9 protein-coding genes are annotated in these 18,168 nt (G+C 74.6%); 1 reads left to right on the top strand and 8 read right to left on the bottom strand.

All coding sequences use genetic code 11. The annotated features are described in order from the left end of the window. Positions 1-7: 7 nt before the first annotated feature. The 7 genes from IEZ11_RS34015 to IEZ11_RS33985 all read right to left on the bottom strand — a co-directional run bounded on the left by IEZ11_RS34015 (position 8) and on the right by IEZ11_RS33985 (position 17,048). Positions 8-1,063 carry a class I SAM-dependent methyltransferase gene (locus IEZ11_RS34015; protein ID WP_189266805.1) on the bottom strand — a complete coding sequence of 352 codons (1,056 nt, stop codon included), beginning with the start codon at positions 1,061-1,063 and terminating at the stop codon, positions 8-10. Then, positions 1,047-2,240 (bottom strand): glycosyltransferase, encoded by a 1,194-nt coding sequence (locus IEZ11_RS34010; protein WP_189266804.1) that lies wholly within the window; start codon positions 2,238-2,240, stop codon positions 1,047-1,049. The genes IEZ11_RS34015 and IEZ11_RS34010 overlap by 17 nt, the downstream gene beginning before the upstream one ends. After that, entirely contained in the window at positions 2,237-3,052 is an 816-nt protein-coding gene (locus IEZ11_RS34005; RefSeq protein ID WP_189266803.1) for an alpha/beta fold hydrolase, read from the bottom strand. The genes IEZ11_RS34010 and IEZ11_RS34005 overlap by 4 nt, the downstream gene beginning before the upstream one ends. Positions 3,053-3,055: 3 nt before the next feature. Beyond that, the gene (locus tag IEZ11_RS34000; protein ID WP_181809046.1) at positions 3,056-3,373 is read right to left on the bottom strand and encodes an acyl carrier protein; all 318 of its coding nucleotides are present in this window, start codon (positions 3,371-3,373) and stop codon (positions 3,056-3,058) included. Then, on the bottom strand, positions 3,370-8,199 hold the full coding sequence (locus tag IEZ11_RS33995) for a type I polyketide synthase (RefSeq protein WP_189266802.1): 4,830 nt from the start codon (positions 8,197-8,199) through the stop codon (positions 3,370-3,372). Before IEZ11_RS33995 ends, IEZ11_RS34000 begins: the two co-directional genes overlap by 4 nt. A 1-nt stretch (position 8,200) precedes the next feature. Next, positions 8,201-15,361, bottom strand: coding sequence for a type I polyketide synthase (locus tag IEZ11_RS33990; RefSeq protein WP_189266801.1), 7,161 nt, complete (start codon positions 15,359-15,361; stop codon positions 8,201-8,203). 529 nt (positions 15,362-15,890) lie between these two features. Continuing rightward, positions 15,891-17,048, bottom strand: coding sequence for a glycoside hydrolase family 3 C-terminal domain-containing protein (locus IEZ11_RS33985; protein WP_229713522.1), 1,158 nt, complete (start codon positions 17,046-17,048; stop codon positions 15,891-15,893). A gap of 127 nt (positions 17,049-17,175) precedes the next feature. Between IEZ11_RS33985 and IEZ11_RS33980 the strand changes: the two genes are divergently transcribed. Further along, positions 17,176-17,490, top strand: a complete 315-nt coding sequence (locus IEZ11_RS33980; protein WP_189266800.1) for a DUF6980 family protein — start codon at positions 17,176-17,178, stop codon at positions 17,488-17,490. Here IEZ11_RS33980 and IEZ11_RS33975 read toward each other — a convergent pair. Further along, on the bottom strand, positions 17,481-18,143 hold the full coding sequence (locus IEZ11_RS33975) for a DUF1707 SHOCT-like domain-containing protein (RefSeq protein ID WP_189266799.1): 663 nt from the start codon (positions 18,141-18,143) through the stop codon (positions 17,481-17,483). The genes IEZ11_RS33980 and IEZ11_RS33975 overlap by 10 nt on opposite strands. Between the last annotated feature and the right edge of the window lie 25 nt (positions 18,144-18,168).

Here is an 18,168-nt window from a genome sequence, read left to right as displayed (position 1 = left end):
TGCGCCGTCAGTCGCGGCGGGCGACGATGCGGTACGCGTTGGAGACGCGCAGGCGCTGCGAGAGCGGCCGTACGGCGAAACGGTCCAGGAGGGTGCCGGCGATCAGGGCCGGGATGCCCGCGAGGAGCAGGGCGGCGCGGAGCGTCTTCTGCAGGCCGCCGGGAGGTCTCGGCAGCCAGGGGGCGTCCTCGCGCGGGGCGGTGTGATCCAGGGCCAGCCAGACGGCGGCCAGCAGGTCGACGGGGTCGTGGGCCTCGGCGTGCTGCTCGGCGACGACCGTGAAGCCGAGGTCGGTGAGGCGGGCGCGGAGGTTGGCGACCGGGACGAAGTGCAGGTGCTGCGGCTGGAGCCAGGGCAGCCACCAGCGGCCCAGCAGGCGGGCGTAGCGGCTCTCGGGGTCGGGGACCTCGATGAGGAGGTGGCCGCCGGGGCGTACCGTCTCGTGGGCGGCGCGCAGTTCACGGTCGGGGTCGGTGCTGTGTTCCAGGTAGTGGAACATGCTGACCACGTCGTAGCGGGCGGCGAGTTCGGGGGCCAGGTCGGGGAAGGCACCGCGGTAGGCGTGCTCGACGCGGCCCTCGCGGGCGGCGAGTTCGACGCCGTCGGTGAAGTCGAGGCCGTCGAAGGCGGTGCCGGGCAGCACCTCGCGGGCGGCCTCGCAGAAGTGGCCGTGGCCGGTGCCGACGTCGAGCCAGTTCTTGGGGGTCGGGTCGTGCGGGACCATCGAGGCGGCCCGGCCCTGGTACATCTTGGTGCGGCCGCCGAAGGTGCCGCTCATCTTCTGCTCGCCGAGGCCGTCGTAGAAGTCGCGGTAGTAGAACTCCAGGCCGGTCTCGTTGAGGCGCGGGTTCTGGAAGGTGTGTCCGCACTCCGCGCAGCGGTCGAGGACGAAGGCGCCGGGCTTGTGCTGGAGCAGGTCGGTGGTGCGCAGCCGGGTGGTCAGCCGGTCGGAGCCGCACCAGGGGCAGCTGGTGCGCCGGGGTTCGAAGAAGCGGTCGGTGCCCTCGGCGAGGTCCTTCCGGTAGGCGGCGCGCAGTGCCTCGATCTCAGTCTGCTTGCTCATCGGCTCTCCTTGCGTGCGGGTCGGCGGCGAGGCGTTCCAGGTGGGCCGCGGCGGCCGGCGCGCCGCCGGCCGCGCGGAACGCGGTGCGGATCCGGGCCGCCGCGGTGCGCGGGCCGGGCTCGTACAGGACGGTGTCCAGGGCCTCGCCCAGCCGCGCGGCGGTGACCCGGCCGAACCGGACCCGGATGCCCGCGCCGGCGTCCACGACCTGTCCGGCGATCACCGGCTGGTCGTCGCGGATGGGGGCGACGACCAGCGGGACGCCGTGCCACAGGGCCTCGCACACCGTGTTGTGCCCGGCATGGCAGACGACCGCGTCGACCCTTTCCAGCAGCGGGAGTTGGGGCAGGGACGGCAGGATCAGGAGGTCCTTGTCGTCGGTCACCGGGGGCAGGGTGCCTCCCGGGTCGGCCACCAACGCCTGGACCCGGTGCGCCCGTTCGCGTACGGCGGCCAGGCACTCGGCGAGGAAACGACCGCCCACGTCCGCGTTGGCGGTGCCGAGGGAGACGAGGACCCGTTCCCGGCTCGGGTCCAGCCACTCCCAGGGGAAGCCGTCGTCGGCGACCGGCCGCTCGGAGATCGACGGGCCCACGTAACGGATCGCCGGCCGGCCGGTGGGGCCCGCCAGTTCGGGGGTGGTGAAGGCGAGGGTGAGCCGCGGCGAGAAGCGCGGGTCGGCGGTGCCCGCCGGATCGCCGATGCGGGCCCGTAGTTCCGTGAGCCGGTCCCGGAGCCACTCGGCGACCTTGGGGATGCCGTCGTAGGCGCCGCCGAACTCGGCGGAGGTGGTCGCGGAGGTCGCCCAGGGCAGGCCCAGCCGCTCGGCCACCAGGGCTCCGGCGAAGGCCTGTTGGTCGGCGACCACCACATCGGGGCAAAAGTCGTCGGCGGCCGCCCGTACGCCGGGCGCCATGGCGTCCGCCAGCGGCACCAGGAACCACTCCCAGAGGAACTTCAGCGCCTCCGCGCCGCGCAGGCCGGGGGGCCGCTCCCCCTCGGCCGTCCCCGCGCACGGGAACACCCTTGCCTGCGGCCCCGCCAGCCGGCGCAGCAGCCCGGCGTCCGCGCAGACCCAGGCCACCCGGTGCCCGCGCGCGGCGAGTTCGGCGGCGACGCCGACGGCCGGATTGATGTGCCCGACCAGGGGTGGCACGACGAACAGGAAGCCGCTCACCGGACCCCGGCCGCCCGCGCCCCGCCGACCGAGTGGATCAGCTCCAGAATGTGTCCGCCGACCGTGCCGGCCGCCTCGACCAGCACGGAGTGCTCGTGGCCGGGCAGCACCACCGACCGGTAGTCCGCCAGCAGGGCCTCCTTCAGCGGGACCACCCCCACCAGGTCGGAGTCACCGCCGTACACCCCGAGGACCGGGCAGCGTACGGCGCTGATCTGGTCCTCGGTCAGGACCCGGCTGGCCGGGATGTCCCGGCCGAGGCTGGTCTCGCGGGCGAGCCGGGCCGCGCCCTTGGCCAGGCGGGCGGTGTTGTGGCTGCGGTTGGCGGTGATCCAGGCGATCGCGTCCGGCTCGTTGTGGGCGAGTTCGGTGACGACCCGGCGCAGGATGCCGCCGATCTTCGCCGCCCAGGCGGCGGTCGCCGGTTCGGACTCGATGAGGGTCAGACTGGCCGTGCGCTCCGGGTGCCGGGCCGCGTAGCCGAAGGCGATGGTGCCGCCGTAGGAGTTGCCGACGAGGTGCACCGGGCCGGTGACCGCCAGCCGGTCGAGCAGTCCCTCCAGGTCGTCGATGTTGTCGTCGAGGGTGTAGCCGCCGGCCGGGCGGCCGCTGCGGCCGTGCCCGCGCAGGTCGTACATGACCACGTCTAGGCCGGAGGCCGCGAAGGCGGGGGCCACGGTGAAGTAGTAGCTGGCCAGGCTGTCGGTGAGCAGCCCGTGGACGAGGACCACGGTGGCGAGGGGGGTACGGCCCTCCGCCGGGCCCATGCGCTGGACGTGCAGCCGGATGTCCCCGGTGTCGACGATCGCCATGGCTCAGCCCGCCTCCGTGGCCTTCAGGCTCCACACCACGTACTCGACGAGCCGGCCGACGGTCAGCTCGATGATCTCGTCGAACTCCATCCCGGCCAGGAACTCGGCGAAGTTGACCCGCTTGCCGTACCGCTCCTCCAGGAGCCCGGCGAGGGTGACCAGGTCGATGGACTCCAGCTCCAGGTCGCGGTTGAAGGTGGTGCTCATGCCGATCTCGGCGTCGTCGTCGCCGTACTCCTCCAGGAGGGTGCGGAGCATTCGCGCGAGGTCGGCGAGGACCGCCTCCTCGTCGGCGCGGACTTCGGGCTCGGTGGGATTCATCGCGGGTCCTCCTCGGGGTCTGCGGCTGCCGGTCCGGTGGTCCAGGCCACGACGTAGTCGCGGTCCGGCAGTGCGGGGGGATTGCGGACCGGCGCGCAGTGCACCGGGTAGGCGCGTTCCAGCCGGCCCGAGACCAGCAGCCGGCTGCCGTCCGGGGTCGCGTCCAGGACGGTGAAGTCCCTTGGCCGGCCGTCGAATCCGGTGCCCTCCGCCTTGGCGACGGCCTCCTTGGCGGCCCAGAGGCGGGTGAACCACAGTGCGGTGTCCGGGCCGAGGCGGTGCAGGAGCCGGAGTTCGTCCGCGCCGAGCGCGGCCTGCATGGCTGCCGGGTCGCGTTCGGTGACCTCTTCGAGGTCGATGCCCGGCCCGGGTCCGGGGGTGTGCGGGCGTACGATCGCCACCGCCGCCTCCGCCCGGTGGGCGAGGGAGACGTCCAGCGCGGGCAGCGTGCGGCCGTGCACGCCGACCACGTACGGACGGCCCAACGCGTCGTTGCGGACCCGGAGTTCGGCGGGGAAGACCGGTCCCTCGCCGTGCTGCCAGAGCCACTGCCGTACCGCGTCCTTGGCGGCGATCCGGCCCAGCAGCCACTGCCGGCGACCGCGCGGCGGGCGCGCGGCGTACTCCGAACGCTCGGCCCCGCCCAGGGAGTTGCGCATGATCAGCTCGCGGGAGGCCAGGTCCGGCCAGCGTTCGTGGAGCAGGGTCCAGCCGCCGGGCCGGGCCTCGGAGAGGGTGTTGCGCTCCGGGAAGCGCTCCACGGGACGGGTGTGCGGGTCGTTGTCGAAACGGCGGTCCTGCCAGCCGTCGATCCGGGCCCAGACCCGGTCGCCGACGGTCAGCTCCACGTCCGCCTCCAGCACGGTGTCGGTGAGCGAGGTGATCCGCACCAGGCAGCCGACCTCGGTGCCGGGGGCGGGATGCGGGCCGTGGAAGCGCATCTCCCGCATCTGCACCGGGAAGACGACGGTCCGCTCGGTGCGGCTGGCCATGATCCAGTAGCCGAGGATCTGCCCGACGTTGTCGAGGAGGGCACCCGGGGCGGTGGGCGTGGTGATCACGCCGCGGACGTGCCGGTCGCCGATCGCGGTGAGTTCGGTGACGCCCTGGAACGCCGGGCCGTGGAACATCCAGCGCTCGGAGTACAGGTCGGCCGCGGTGTGGTCGGGGGTGCGCTCGGGGGTCGGCGGGTGCCCGGGAGCGGCGGGGGGTGCGGAGTGGCGGGGGGCGAGTTCGATCACCGCGCGGGCGGTGGGGCCGAAGGTGACCGAGACGCGGCCGGGCCGCTCGGGGGTGACGGTGACCGGGACGTCCACGGGGGGTGTGGCGGTGAGCCAGCGGTCGAAGCGGGCTCCGTGCACGGCGACCGCCCGCAGTCCGGTGGCGTCCTCGGCCGCGTCCGTCATGTGCTGGACGATCGTGGTGGCGGGGACCACCGGCCAACGGTCCTCGGTGTCCGGCCAGCCGGGGCGTTGCGGGAAGAAGCAGTGGTCGAGAAGGTGCGGCATCGCCTCGGGGGACACCTGGAGGGTGGTGGTGCGGGAGGCGACGGGCGTCGGCTGAGCCGCTGTGGGCTGTGCTGCGGTGGGCAGTGGTGCGGTGGGCAGTGGTGCGGTGCGGGCCGGGATGGGCGGCAGCGCCCGGGAGGCGGTGGGGGCCGCGCCGGTGGACGGGGTGCGGATCGTGGTGAGCACGGCCGCCGCCGTGTCGGCCGTCTCCCGCAGCAGCGCGTCGAGTTCGGCGGCGGCCGGGATGCGGGCGGCGAGGTCGCCCAGCGGGGACGGCCCGGCGGATGTCCGGCGACCGCCCAGCGCCGTGCGGAGTTCGTGCAGTTCCGGGCCGTCCAGCGACACCAGTGCGCCGCCCAGGTCGAGCCGGACGGGCGGCCGCCGCCGAGCGGGCGTGACCGCCCGGCCCGTCCTCGGGACCGCCGGTGCGACGGCGCCACCGGCCGTCCACAACGCCGTGGCCACCCGCCGGAGCTGGGCCAGCCCTGAGTGGTGCGGGGAGTTGGCGGCGACGGCCAGGTGGTCGCGGTCGCCGAGGGTGTCGCCGATCAGGGAGGCGAGCCGGCCGGGGCCGGTCTGCACGAAGACCCGGTGCCCGGCGGCGTACATGGCTTCGACCAGTTGCCGGAACCGGACCGGCTCCAGCAGATGCCGGACGAACAGCTCCCGAGCCTCGGCCTCGGCCGCCGGGAAGGGGGCCGCGATGGTGCCGGACCAGACCGGGACGGTCGGCCGGTACAGCCGGAAACGCTCGGCGGCCTCCTTGATGGGGCTGAGGTACGGCTCCAGCATCGGGGTGTGGAACCCGGACCGGAACGGCAGGACCTGGCACAGCACTCCGTCGGCCCGGAAGGCACGGACGAACTCCGCCACCGCGCGGTCCGGTCCGCAGACCATCGACTGGTTGGGCGCGTTGTCGTGGGAGAGCACGATCCCGGCGTCCGTCCAGTCCTCGTGGAGTGCGGCGAGGACCCGGTCGGCGGAGGCACCGACGGCGGCGAAGGCGAGGCCCGGGACGGTGACCGCGTCGGGGTCGAACTCGGCCATGAACGCGTCGACCTGGTCACCGGAGTAGAGCCCGGCGGCCGTCATCGCCGTCCACTCGCCGACGCTGTGCCCGGCGACCGCGTCCGGCACCACGCCCATCCGGCGCAGCGCCGCGTCCAGCAGCCGCCCCACGCCGACGACACCGAACCCATGACGGCCTACGTCCCCGACGCGCACGGCGTCCGTGGCCGGACCGGGGACGGTGGGGAGGCCGAAATGCGCGGCGATGTCGTCGACGCGGGGAGTGAACTCGCCTTCCAGGCCGGGGAAGACGAAGGCCAGTCGGCCGGTGGGCAGCAGCGCGGTGGGCCGGAACCACACGTCGTTGCGGCCCTGCCAGGCACGGCCCTTGCCGACCGCGCGCCGGGCGAGGGCGAGCCGTTTGGCGGTGGGGTCGACGATGCCCAGCCGGACCGGTCCCGCCTGCGGGTGGGTCCCCTCGGGGGCCAGACCGGCGGCGAGCACGGCGGGGTCGTCGTCGGCGAGCAGGGCGGCGAGCCGCTCGGGGGTCTCGGCGGCGAGCAGGAGGATGCGCTCGGGCTCGGCGACGGCTGTGACACGGGGTGCGGGAACCGTGGTGGCGCCGGGTGCGGGGACCTCCGTGGTACGGGGTGCGGGAACCCCGGTGAGGCCGGGTGCGGGGACCTCCGTGGCACGGGCTGCAGGAACCCCGGTGAGGCCGGGTGCGGGAGCCTCCGTGGCACGGGCTGCGGGGAGCTCTGGGGCGCGGGCTGCGGTGTCTTTCGGGGCGCACTCTGTGGCACGCGGTTCGGGGACCGACGTGGCACGCGGTTCGGGGACTCCTGTGCTGCGGGGTGCGCTGCCCCTTGTGCTGCGGCCGACGGCGGCGGTGCGGTTGCCGGGGGCCTCCTCCAGCACCACGTGCGCGTTGATCCCGCCGAACCCGAAGGCGTTCACGCCGGCTCTGCGGATCGGCTGTCCGGGAGCGGTCTCCCAGGGCTCGGCCCGGTCCAGGGTGCGGAAGCGGGTGGCGGCCAGCGCCGGGTTCGGGTCGTCGCAGTGCAGGGTGGGCAGCAGGGTGGCGTGGTGGAGCGCGAGGGCGGCCTTGACCAGCCCCGCGACTCCGGCGGCCGGCATGGTGTGGCCGATCATCGACTTCACCGAGCCCAGCACGGCTCGCTCGTCGCTCGGCCCGAACACCTCCGCCAGCGTGGTCAGTTCGGCCGCGTCCCCGGCAGGCGTGGCGGTGCCGTGCGCCTCCAGGAGGCCGACCGAGTGCGGTGCGGCGGGGTCGAGGCCGGCGGTCCGCCAGGCCTGGCGTACGGCATGGGTCTGGCCGCCCGGGTCGGGGTTGACGAGTCCGGCGGTACGGCCGTCGCTGGCCACCCCGGTGCCGCGGATCACGGCGTAGACGCGGTCGCCGTCGCGTTCGGCGTCGGCGAGCCGCTTGAGGGCGACGACTCCGGTGCCCTCGCCGATGAGGATGCCGTCGGCGTCGCGGTGGAAGGGGCGGATGCGCTGGCTCGGGGAGAGCGCGCGCAGCTGGGAGAAGACGCTCCACAGGGTGATGTCGTGGCAGTGGTGCACTCCCCCGGCGAGCATCAGGTCGCAGCGCCCGGCGGTGAGTTCGGTGACGGCCTGGTCGACGGCGACCAGCGAGGAGGCGCAGGCCGCGTCCACGGTGTAGGCGGGGCCGCGCAGGTCGAGGCGGTTGGCGATGCGCGAGGCGGCGAGGTTGGGCACCAGGCCGATCGCGGACTCGGGGCTGGCCGGACCGAGCCGGTCGGTGAACGCCTCGCGTACCCGGGCCAGTTGGCCGGGCGTGAGGTCGGGTACCAACTCACCGAGGGTGCGTACGAGTTGACCCGCCGTGCGGACCCGTTGGTCGAGCCGGACCAGGCCGGGGGTGAGGTAGCCGCCCCGGCCCAGGACCACGCCGATCCGGTGCCGGTCGGGCAGCCGGTCCTCGCCGCCCGCGTCGGCGATCGCGGCGGCCGCCACGTCGAGGGCGATCAGCTGGTCGGGTTCGGTGCCGGCGACGGAGCTCGGCATGATCCCGTAGCGGGTGACCTCCACCTCGGCCAGCGCGTCCACGAAGCCGCCGCGCCGGCAGTACACCTGGTCGGGGACGGCGGGCCCGGTGGCCGAGCCCGGCCGGTAGTAGTCCGCGTCCCAGCGTCCTTCGGGTACCTCGCCGATCGCGTCCACGCCGTCGCGCAGGTTCCTCCAGTAGGCGTCGAGGCCCGCGGCGCCGGGCAGCAGCACCGCCATGCCCACGATCGCGACCGGTGTCCGGCGGTCGTCGGTCATGTCACCAGCCCGAGGCGGTGTAGACGACGGCCCGCACGGACTCCTCGCCCCAGGCGAGTTCGCGCAGCAGCGCGGCGGTGCCCTCGTCGGGGTCGATCAGCCCGATGCCGCGCCGCGCGTACTCGCGTCCGAGTTCCGCGCTGACCATGCCGGTGTGGCCGCCGACGGGCGCCCACGGCCCCCAGTGCACGGTCAGCGCGCGGTTCCCGGTGCGCTCCGCCCAGCCGGCGCCGAGGCTCTCCAGGGCGTCGTTGGCGGCGGCGTAGTCGGCCTGGCCGCGGTTGCCGAGGACGGCCGAGATGCTGCCGAACAGCACCGCGAATCCTGGCCCGTTGGGCAGTTCCTCCAGGGCGGCGAGCAGGGTGGCCGCGCCGGCCGTCTTCGTCCCGAACACCCGCTGGAAGGACTCCGGGGTCTTCTCGGCGATCAGCCGGTCCTCGATCACCCCGGCCGCGAACACGACCCCGTCCAGGCGGCCGTGGTCGGCGTGGATCTCCTTGACGGCCTGGAGCGCGGCGTCCCGGTCCCGGAAGTCGACGGCGTGGTAGCGCGCCTCGCTGCCGAGGGCGGCGAGTTCGTCCAGGGTGGCGGTGATCTCCCGCTGGGCCAGGATCAGTTCGGCCTCGCGGTTGATCTCGGCGGGCTTCAGGCCGCCCCGGGCGGCGAGGGCGGTGCGGAGGGCTGCCGGGGTGCGGGCGGCGGCGGTGTCCGGGTTCTCCGGGCCGGTGGGCGCGGGCGTCCGGCCGAGGAGTTCGATCCGGCAGCGGCAGGCGGCGGCGAGGGTGGCCGCGAACTTCGCGGTGATGCCCCGGGCCCCGCCGACCAGCAGCACCACCGAGTCCCGGTCGAGGCCGAGGGCGGCGGCCTCGGCGGCCCCCTCCCCGGCGGGTCCGGCCCCGGTGCCGGCGAGTGCGCCGGGTGGCTCCTCCACCAGTTCGAGGCCCTGCCGTCCGGCCGCCGTGCGAAGGACGACCGGGGCCGGTTCCGGCGCGAGCAGTTCGGCGAGCAGGGCGTCGGCGACCGCCTCCGGTGCGGTGTCGTCGAGGGTCACGACCCGGGCGACGGTGTCCGGGTACTCCCGGGCCACGGTACGGAACAGCCCGTGCAGCCCGGCGGAGCGGGCCGCGTCCGCGCCGTCGGCGGGGCGGGCGGCCAGCAGCCAGCGCGGGCCGCGGGCGAGGGCCGCGCGCAGCACCGGGTAGGCGTCCGGCAGGACCGGGGTCTCCGCGGCGCCGGGCAGGCCGCCCAGATACAGCACCCCGTCCACGGTCCCGTCCGCCGTGCCGGGCAGCCGGTCGGCCGCCTCGGTCACGACCTCGGCCCCGTGTGCGGACAGCCGCGCAGCGACCTGTGCGGCGGCCGGGCCCGCCGCCCCGAGCAGCACGAACCGGCGGCCGGCGAGCAGCCCCGTGGGATCGGCCCCCGGACCGGGCTCGGCCAGGGTGACGGGCCGCAGGACGAAGCGCTTGGGGGCCACGCCGGTGAGGGGCTCACCGGGCGGAGGAACCGGCACCGCGTCGGTACCGGCGGGGCCGGCCGGCTCGGCGGCCGGGGGAGGCGGGACCGGCCCGGCACCGCCCCCGCCCGCGCCCGCGGACTCCGCGGGAGCCGGGGTCACGGCCTGTCCGGCGGCGCCGGCCCCGTCCACCCGCGCCTTCAGCCACCCGGTCACCGCGGCCGCCGTGCGGGCCTTCGCCAGGTCTTCCAGCTCGGCGTCGTCCAGGGTCTCCGCGCCGCCCGCGATACCGAGTCGCTTGGCCAGCTCCCCCGCGATCTCGGCCCGCTTGATCGAGTCGATGCTGAGGTCCGCCTCCAGGTCGAGGTCGGGCTCGATCATGTCGACGGGGTAGCCGGTCCGTTCGCTGATGATCTCCAGGACGACCCGTTCGACGTCGGCCGCCGCTCCGGGCTCGGCCACGGGCCCGACCGCGAGGGCGGGTTCGGGCTCCGCCGACCGCGGCTGTGCCACGACCGCCTCGCCGGGCGGCAGCTGCTGGAGCACCGGCGGGGCCGGCACCTGCACCTGGGCCGCCCCGAAGTAGGTGAGCAGCACGTCGCGCTGGGCGGCCACCATCTCCCGGCTGGTGCGCAGGAACTCGGAGATCAGCGCGTCCCGGTCGGCCGGTGCGCCGTGCGGCTGGTTCGTCGTCACAGTCGTCGTCTCCACGACTCGTCGGGCCGGTGCGAGGGCACCGGGCAGGAGTTCTCCGGCGGCGGTGCGGACGAGCTGTCCGTCGACCGTCCAGCCCGGCCGCTTCGGCGCCGGGGTACGGACCGCGTCCACGGCGTCCCGGCCGCGCAGCAGCCAGGCGGTGCGTACCGGAGCCCCGGCCACGGCCAGCCGGGCGAGCGCGTCGAGCCAGCCGCGCAGTCCGCCGACCGCGCTCGGCTCGCAGGCCACGGTGGTGTGCGGTCGGTCGCCGAGAATCTGCCCGACGAGCCGGGTGAGGACGGTCCCGGGCCCGGCCTCCACGAAGACCCGGGCCCCGGCCTCGTACATCGCCTCGATCTGGGCGGCGAAGGCGACGGGTGAGCCGATCTGGGCGGCGAGTCCGGCGCGTACGGCGTCGGCGTCGGGCCGGTAGGGGGCAGCGGTGCGGTTGGACCACACCGGGAACTCGGGGGGTCGTACGGCCGTGTCCGCGAGGACGTCCGCGAACCGGTCGCCCGCCCCGGCCACGACCGGGCTGTGGAAGGCGCAGGCCACCTGGATCCGCTTGGCACCGAGACCGGCATCGCGCAACAGCCGCACGGTTTCGGTCACTTCGGCGGTCGGGCCGGAGATGACCGTCTGGCGGGGCGAGTTGTGGTTGGCCACGACCACGGAGGGCGGGGCTCCGGCCGTCCGCAGCGCGCGTTCGACGTCGTCCGCTCCGGCGGAGACGGCCGCCATGGTGCCGGGTTCGTCGCCCGCGACGGCCAGGATGGCGGCGGCGCGTTCGGCGCTCAGTTCCAGCAGGGTCTCGGGGGTGAGGGCGCCGGCCGCGCTGAGGGCGACGAGTTCGCCGTAGCTGTGTCCGGCGGCCATGTCGGGGCGGACGCCGGCCGCGGTCAGGAAGGCGTGGGCGACGAGACCGGTGATGCCGAGGGCGGGCTGGGCGGCCCGGGTGTCGGTGAGGGCGGCCCGGCGGCGCTCTCGGGTGTCGTCGTCGAACGCGGCGGGCGGGTAGAGGGTGTCGGCGTGGGCGCGGCCGAGCTGGAGGTAGTGCTGGAGTTCGGGGAAGGCGATGAGGACGTCGGCGAGCATGCCGGGACGCTGGCTGCCCTGGCCGGGGAAGAGGAACGCGACCTTGGCGTCGGCGGCCGGCTGCGGGTCGGCCAGGTGGATGCCGGCGGCCGGGTCGTGCTCCCCCGCGAGGACGCGGCGCAGTTGTCCGGTCAGCCCGGCCGTGTCGGTCGCGACCACCGCGGCCCGTACCGGCTCGTGCGAGGCGTCCGCGCGGCGGGCGGCGGCGAGTGCCAGGTCGCGCAGCCGCCAGGACCCGGTCCCGGCGGCCCGCAGGATCTCCTCGACGCCCCGGTGGGCGGCCTGGTCGTCCCGCCCGCGGAACACGAACAGCTCGGCGGGCCAGGCGTCCAGTCCCTGCTCGGGAGGTACCGCGCCGTCGTACGCGGCCAGCACCACATGGAAGTTGGTGCCGCCGAAGCCGAACGCGCTCACCCCGGCGACCCGTTCGGCGGGCGGGGTGGCCCAGGGGCGCGCCTCGTTGTGGAAGGCGAACGGGCTGCCGTCCTCCTGCCAGGCCGGGTTGGGGTGGTCGAGGTGCAGGGTGGGTGGTTTGACGCCGGTGTGCAGGGCGAGGGTGGTCTTGATCAGCCCGGCGAGACCGGCGGCGCACTTGGTGTGCCCGATCTGGGACTTGACCGATCCGAGTGCGCAACCGCCGTTCGCCGCGCCCGCCTCAGCGAACACCTCGCTGAGGATGGTGAGTTCGGTGCGGTCGCCGACGACGGTCCCGGTGCCGTGCGCCTCGACCAGGCCGACCTGGGCCGGAGAGATCCCGGCGCCGCGGTACGCCCGCAGCAGGGCGGCCCGCTGCCCCTCGGGGCGCGGCGCGGTCAGGCCGAGGGAACGGCCGTCGCTGGACGAGCCCAGGCCCTTGATCACGCCGTAGATCCGGTCGCCGTCGCGCTCGGCGTCCGCCAGCCTCTTCAGGACGACGCAGGCCACGCCCTCGCCGAGGGCGATGCCGTCGGCGGAGCCGTCGAAGGCGCGGGAGCGGCCGGTCGGGGACAGCGCGTGCACCGAGGAGAACAGGACGTAGTCGTTGATGCCGTTGTGCAGGTCGGCGCCGCCGCAGAGCACGACGTCGCTGGTGCCGGCGGTGAGTTCCTTGCAGGCGACGTCGACGGCGGCCAGCGAGGAGGCGCAGGCGGCGTCGACGGTGTAGTTGGCGCCGCCCAGGTCGAGCCGGTTGGCGATCCGGCCGGAGATGACGTTGGCGAGCATGCCCGGGAAGGAGTCCTCGGTGAGGCCGGGCAGCTGGTCTTCGAGGCCGTCGGGCACCTTGCCGTAGTAGGAGGGCAGGACGGCGCGCAGGGTGGCCGCGTTGGAGAGGTCGCTGCCGGCCTCCGCGCCGAAGACGACGGAGGTGCGCGAGCGGTCGAACTCCCGTCCCCGCTCGCCGTATCCGGCGTTGTCCAGGGCGCGCCGGGCGGCCTCCAGGGCGAGCAGTTGGACGGGCTCGATGTGCCCGAGGGAGGCGGGCGGGATGCCGTAGCCCAGCGGGTCGAAGGGGATCGGCGGCAGGAAGCCGCCCCACTTGGACGTCGTGCTGCCGTCGGCGTGGTGCACGGCCGGATCCCAGCGATCCACCGGCACCTCGGTGACCGCGTCGCGTCCGCCGACCACGTTCGCCCAGAAGGCGGCGAGGTCCGGGGCCTGCGGGAACATACAGGCCATACCGACGATCGCGACGTCGAGCGGGGCGGGGGCGGGCGGTGTCCGCGGCTGCCCGACCGCCGTCCGCCGGTCCAGGAAGTCGGCGGCCCCGTCGGTCACGGCGTGGTGCAGGGCGGCCACCGTGGTGACCGCCGAACGCAGGACGGCGACCTCCCCGGCCATGAACATGCCCTCGGAGAACTGTCGTTGCTCGTCCACGGCCGTCAACTCGCCGTCGCCCGACCGGTCGACGCCCTTGCTGGCGATGCGCAGCCGGCCCACGTTGAGCCGCTCCAGCTCCTCCCACAACCGCCGGTCGGGGACCCCGCCCTCCCGCAACTCCGCCTCACGCTCGCGGTAGTTGTACGTGAACGGGCTGGGAACGCAGCGGGTGGCGTGGCCGGGGGCGGTCTCCAGAAGGGCGGTCGAGGCGGCCGCCATGACCTGGCGCTGGAACAGCGGCTGGATCGCGCCCCGGTCCACGGCCTCCTCGGTGAACAGGTAGGCGGTGCCCATGAGCAGGCCGACGGCCGCGCCCCGGGCGGTGAGCGGCGCGGCGAGCGCGGCGACCATCGCCGCCGAGCGTTCGTCGTGGATGCCGCCCGCGAAGAACACCTCCACGTCCCCGGCGTCCGGGAAGTCCTCCAGTACGGCGAGCTGGGCCTCCCAGAGCGGGAAGCTCGCGCGCGGTCCGACGTGGCCGCCGCACTCGGAGCCCTCGAACACGAACTTCCGGGCGCCGGCCTCCAGGAACTGCCGCAGCAGCCCCGGGGAGGGCACGTGCAGGAAGGTGCTGATCCCGGCCCGCTCCAGCGCCTCCGCCTGGGCGGGCCGGCCGCCCGCGACGATCGCGTGGCTGGGCCGCAGCTCGCGTACGGCTTCGAGCTGGGCGTTCCTGAGTTCCTCGGGCGCGAAGCCCAGCACGCCGACGCCCCAGGGACGTCCGTCGAGCGCGGCCTTGGCCTCGGTGAGCATCTCCCGGGTGCGGGCGCCGTCGGCAAGGGCCAGCGCCAGGAAGGGCAGCGCCCCGTCGTCGGCGACGGCCGCGGCGAAGGCGGCCCGGTCGCTCACCCGGGTCATCGGCCCCTGCGCGACGGGCAGTCGGGTGCCGAGGACCCGGCTCATGGCAGAGGTGGCGGGCCGTAACGCGGCAGCGGCCGTGGCGGCAACGCCGGTGGCCACGGCGAGCGGCGACGAGCCGGGCGCGGCAGCGGAGCCCACCGGCGGCGCCACGTCGGCGGCAGCGGCAGCAACACCGGCACCGGCGGCAGCAGCAGCAGCCGAGCCGACCGGCTGCGGCACGTCGGCGGCGCCGGCAGCCGAATCGGCCGACCGCAACACGCCGGGCACGGCACCCGCAGCGAAGTCGGCCGGCCGCGGCGCGTCGGCGGCGGCACCGGCCCCGCCGGTACCGGCACCAGCCCCCCGGACCGCCGTCGTCAGTTCCCGTACGGTTCGCCGTACGGTCCCCCACCGCTCCGCGAACCGGGCGGCAAGGAAGCCGTCCTGGCCGACCGGGAGCAGCTGGGTGCGCAGGTCCTCGGCGCCGAGCAGTGCGGCGACCGCGGCCGGGTCGTCGGTGGGCGGGCGGACGGCGTCCGGGCCGCGGCGGTGCAGGACCCGGTATCCGGCGACGACGGCGGTCTCGGAGCCGTCCAGGGAGCGCAGGGCGGCCGCCGTCGCCTCGGGCAGCCGGGACTCGGCGAGCAGGGCCAGCTGGCTGTCCAGGACCACCCCGGCGGCGCCGCCGGCCACCGCGGCCGCGGCCGTGTGCGGCCCGATGCCGCCTGCGGCCCACACCGGCACCTCGAACTCGGTTGCGGCGAGCAGCTGTTGGAGGAGGACGAAGGTGCTGAGCTCACCGACCCGGCCGCCGCTCTCGGCGCCCCGGGCGATCAGCCCGTGCGCGCCGGCCGCGACCGCCGCACGCGCCCCGGCCAGGTCGGTCACCTCGGCCAGCACCCGGGTGTGCGGGGCGAGTTCGGCGACGGTCCAGGGCGCGTCGGCGGCGCGGACCACGGTGTCGGGCGCCGGGCCCGCATCGTCCGGGACGAGTTCGTCCGGGGTCAGGGCGCAGCCGGCGGCGATCCGCACGCCGTACGGTCCCGGCGCGGCCCGTTTCAGCCGGGCCAGCGCCTCCCGGGTTCTTCGGTCGCCGCGGCCCAGGTCCAGGACGCCGAGTCCGCCGGCGGCGCAGACCGCTGTGGCGAGCCTGGCATCGGGTTCTCCGAAAGGGGTGACGCACATGATCAGGTCGACGGCACGCACAGGGGACGTCATGACACTCCGAATAATCGGGAGGACAGCACGGTGGGGGATGTGTGCGGCGGAAAGCTCGTGGTGAGGCCACCGGAAACTAGCGAGTTCGTTACTCGCGGGTCAATAACGGAGCATGCCTATCGCGTCCGGTAGCATTGATTCGGCCAGCGGGCGGAATTCACCGCAAGAGCCGAAAATCCGAGCATTCCACTTCGGGTTGGCCGCCCTCCGGCGCCCGGACCACTGACGGCACACCGCCACAAGCCCGTCAAAGCACCCTGGCCATTCACCCGGCACTCACCGCGACGCAACGCGGCGTGCGACCGCGCCGAGCTCTGTAAATTCGGGATGACTTCGGTCCGCTGGCTCGATCGTGGCACACCGGAAACCCGCGCCGAACGTCTCCGCGGCAACCCTCACTCAATCCTGACAAAATCCTGTCGTCAACCGCATTGCTTCAAATGAAACGCATAGCGGGGAAAATTCTTGTAAACCCTTGGAGCAATGGGCCGGAGAGCCCTTGGCCCCCCGGCCGCTCCTTGACAGGAATTCAGCGCCGACCGCCGCCCACCTGGGCGCCGGTGCGCAGCCTCAGGTCGCCCGACGAGGCGCCGATCCAGACCGTCCGCCGTCCGGTGCCGAGTGTCCAGCGGTGGTGCCGCGCGTCCCAGGACGACAGGGTGCGCGCGGCGACCCGCACCGTGACCCGCCGCCGCTCCCCGGCCCGCAGGGTCAGTCGCCGGTAGCCGCCCAGCACCCGTACCGCCTGGTCGAGCCGGAGGTCCGGGGAGGGCCCGACATACACCTGCGGCACCTCGGTCCCGGCCCGGCGGCCGGTGTTGCGGACGGTGAACGTCACCTCCAGTCCGCCGCGCGTCCAGCGGGCCTCCGGGGCGGAGTACGCGAAGGAGGTGTACGACAGCCCGTGCCCGAAGGGGAAGAGCGGCCGCACGCCCTGCGCGTCGTACCAGCGATAGCCGGCGTGGATGCCCTCGGAGTACTCCTCCACCCCGTCGACGCCGGGGTAGCGGCGCGGGTCGCCGGCGACCGGGTGGTGGTCGTCGTCGGCCGGGAAGGACTGGGTGAGACGGCCGCCGGGATCGCTGTCGCCAAAGAGGACGGCCGCGGTGGCGGCCGCTCCCTCCTGGCCGGGGTAGTACATCTGGAGCACGGCCCCGGTGTCCGCCAGCCACGGCATCGAGGTGCACGACGAGGTGTTGAGGACGACGGTGGTGCGCGGACAGGCCGCGGCCACCGCGCGGATCAGCTGTTCCTGGTGGCCGGGCAGGGCGACGGTCGTGCGGTCGAGGCCCTCGGTGGCGTCCTCGTAGGCGAACAGCACGGTGTGCCGGGCGGCCCGCGCGGCGGCCACCGCGTCCGCGACGTCCTGGGCGCGGGTCGCGCCGGTGCCGCGCCGCAGCCGGAACAGCAGACCCGTGTCGCCGCCGGCCGCCGTGATCTTCAACGGGTGGGTGCCTCTGGCGAGTCGGAGTGTCCGACGGCGGACGCCGAGGCCGTCGGGGGCGACGGCGACCAGGCCACCGGAGAAGTACTCGCCGTATCCGGCCGCGAGCGGGAAGAGCTCCTCGCCGTCGAGCAGGACCTTGGGGCGGGCGATGGCCGCGGAGGAGAAGTGGAGCACGAGGGTCCACTCGTCGTCCTTGGCGACGGTGAGCGGAAACGTAGATCCAGCAGTGACCCGTGTCAACGATCTGCACAAGAAAAGCGCACCCGGCCGACAGGAACCGAAGTCGGCGCCAGCCGACCGTCCTCGCGCGCGGTCGGCGCGTCTGATCTACTTCTGGACGGCACCCGATCGACGAAGACCCGAGGTCATGACCACCCACTGCTGCGAGGCGATGAACAGCCGCGTCGACGTGCCCTGCGACCGGCACGCCGACCCCTTCGCCTGCCCGGACACGCTGGTCGCGTTCAACGCCGCATTCCAGGAGTACGGCCTGATCATCCATGACGGCGGCACGTCGAGCGTCACCATCGGGTTCTGCCCCTGGTGCGGCCGGCGCCTCCCCGAGTCGCAACGGGACAGGTGGTTCGACGAACTGGAACGCCGCGGGATCGATCCGGGGCAGGACGAGGTCCCGCCCGAGTTCCGCGACGAACGGTGGTTGGCCTCACTGCCTCAGGAGTGACGGTCCGCGCCGTGCGAACGGCCACGCAGCAGCCACTGCACGAACGTCCGACGGGCGGGCCGTACCACGACACGACCGTGGGCCTTCTCACCGACCAGTTCCACCCGCAGCGCGGGCCGGGTACCCGAACTCGTGGACTCCTGGCGGTACTTGGCCTTGGTATGCACCAGCAACAGACCATCGGTGTCGACCACGACACCCGGCCGTGTGATCAGCGTCAGCGTCTTGCCCGCCATCGCCACGTCGATCCGCAGGGTGTCGTGCGTGATGACCGCGTCCGTGAAGTCGAGCGTCACGTCGCAGTAGGTCACCGCGAGTTCCAGCCTGCGCGGAACCACCCAGCGCCCCACCCACTCGACCGCACTGCTGTGGACCTGTTCGATCCGCACCACGTCCTTGGCTTCCGCCCCGACCGCGCCGACGCCGGCCGATACGGGCGGCAGGTCGGCGGTGAGCGGGGCCAGTTCGCTCAGGGTCCGCGCCGACAGGGCGGCTTCCAGGCGCTCGTCCAGTTCGTCCGCGGTCAGCAGGCCGTCCCCGGCCGCGATCCGCAGCACATCCACCACCCGGTCCCGGTCGGCGTGGGAGGCCCGCAGCTCGGGCGGCGAGCCGGGGCCGACGGGCTTCCCGGTGGGCGACATCTCTCCCGGCATGCTTCCCGTCCTGATCCTGTCGAAA

The organism is Streptomyces fuscichromogenes (genome assembly GCF_014645815.1).
Taxonomy (GTDB): Bacteria; Actinomycetota; Actinomycetes; order Streptomycetales; family Streptomycetaceae; genus Streptomyces; species Streptomyces fuscichromogenes.
Note: the sequence above shows the minus strand (reverse complement) of the source record. Positions and strands in the feature narration are given on the sequence as shown.

Coding starts and splice junctions, on each gene's coding strand:
- IEZ11_RS34015 (WP_189266805.1), bottom strand. CDS start 1,063: ATGAGCAAGCAGACTGAGATCGAGGCACTGCGCGCCGCCTACCGGAAG.
- IEZ11_RS34005 (WP_189266803.1), bottom strand. CDS start 3,052: ATGGCGATCGTCGACACCGGGGACATCCGGCTGCACGTCCAGCGCATG.
- IEZ11_RS34000 (WP_181809046.1), bottom strand. CDS start 3,373: ATGAATCCCACCGAGCCCGAAGTCCGCGCCGACGAGGAGGCGGTCCTC.
- IEZ11_RS33995 (WP_189266802.1), bottom strand. CDS start 8,199: ATGACCGACGACCGCCGGACACCGGTCGCGATCGTGGGCATGGCGGTG.
- IEZ11_RS33990 (WP_189266801.1), bottom strand. CDS start 15,361: ATGACGTCCCCTGTGCGTGCCGTCGACCTGATCATGTGCGTCACCCCT.
- IEZ11_RS33980 (WP_189266800.1), top strand. CDS start 17,176: ATGACCACCCACTGCTGCGAGGCGATGAACAGCCGCGTCGACGTGCCC.
- IEZ11_RS33975 (WP_189266799.1), bottom strand. CDS start 18,143: ATGCCGGGAGAGATGTCGCCCACCGGGAAGCCCGTCGGCCCCGGCTCG.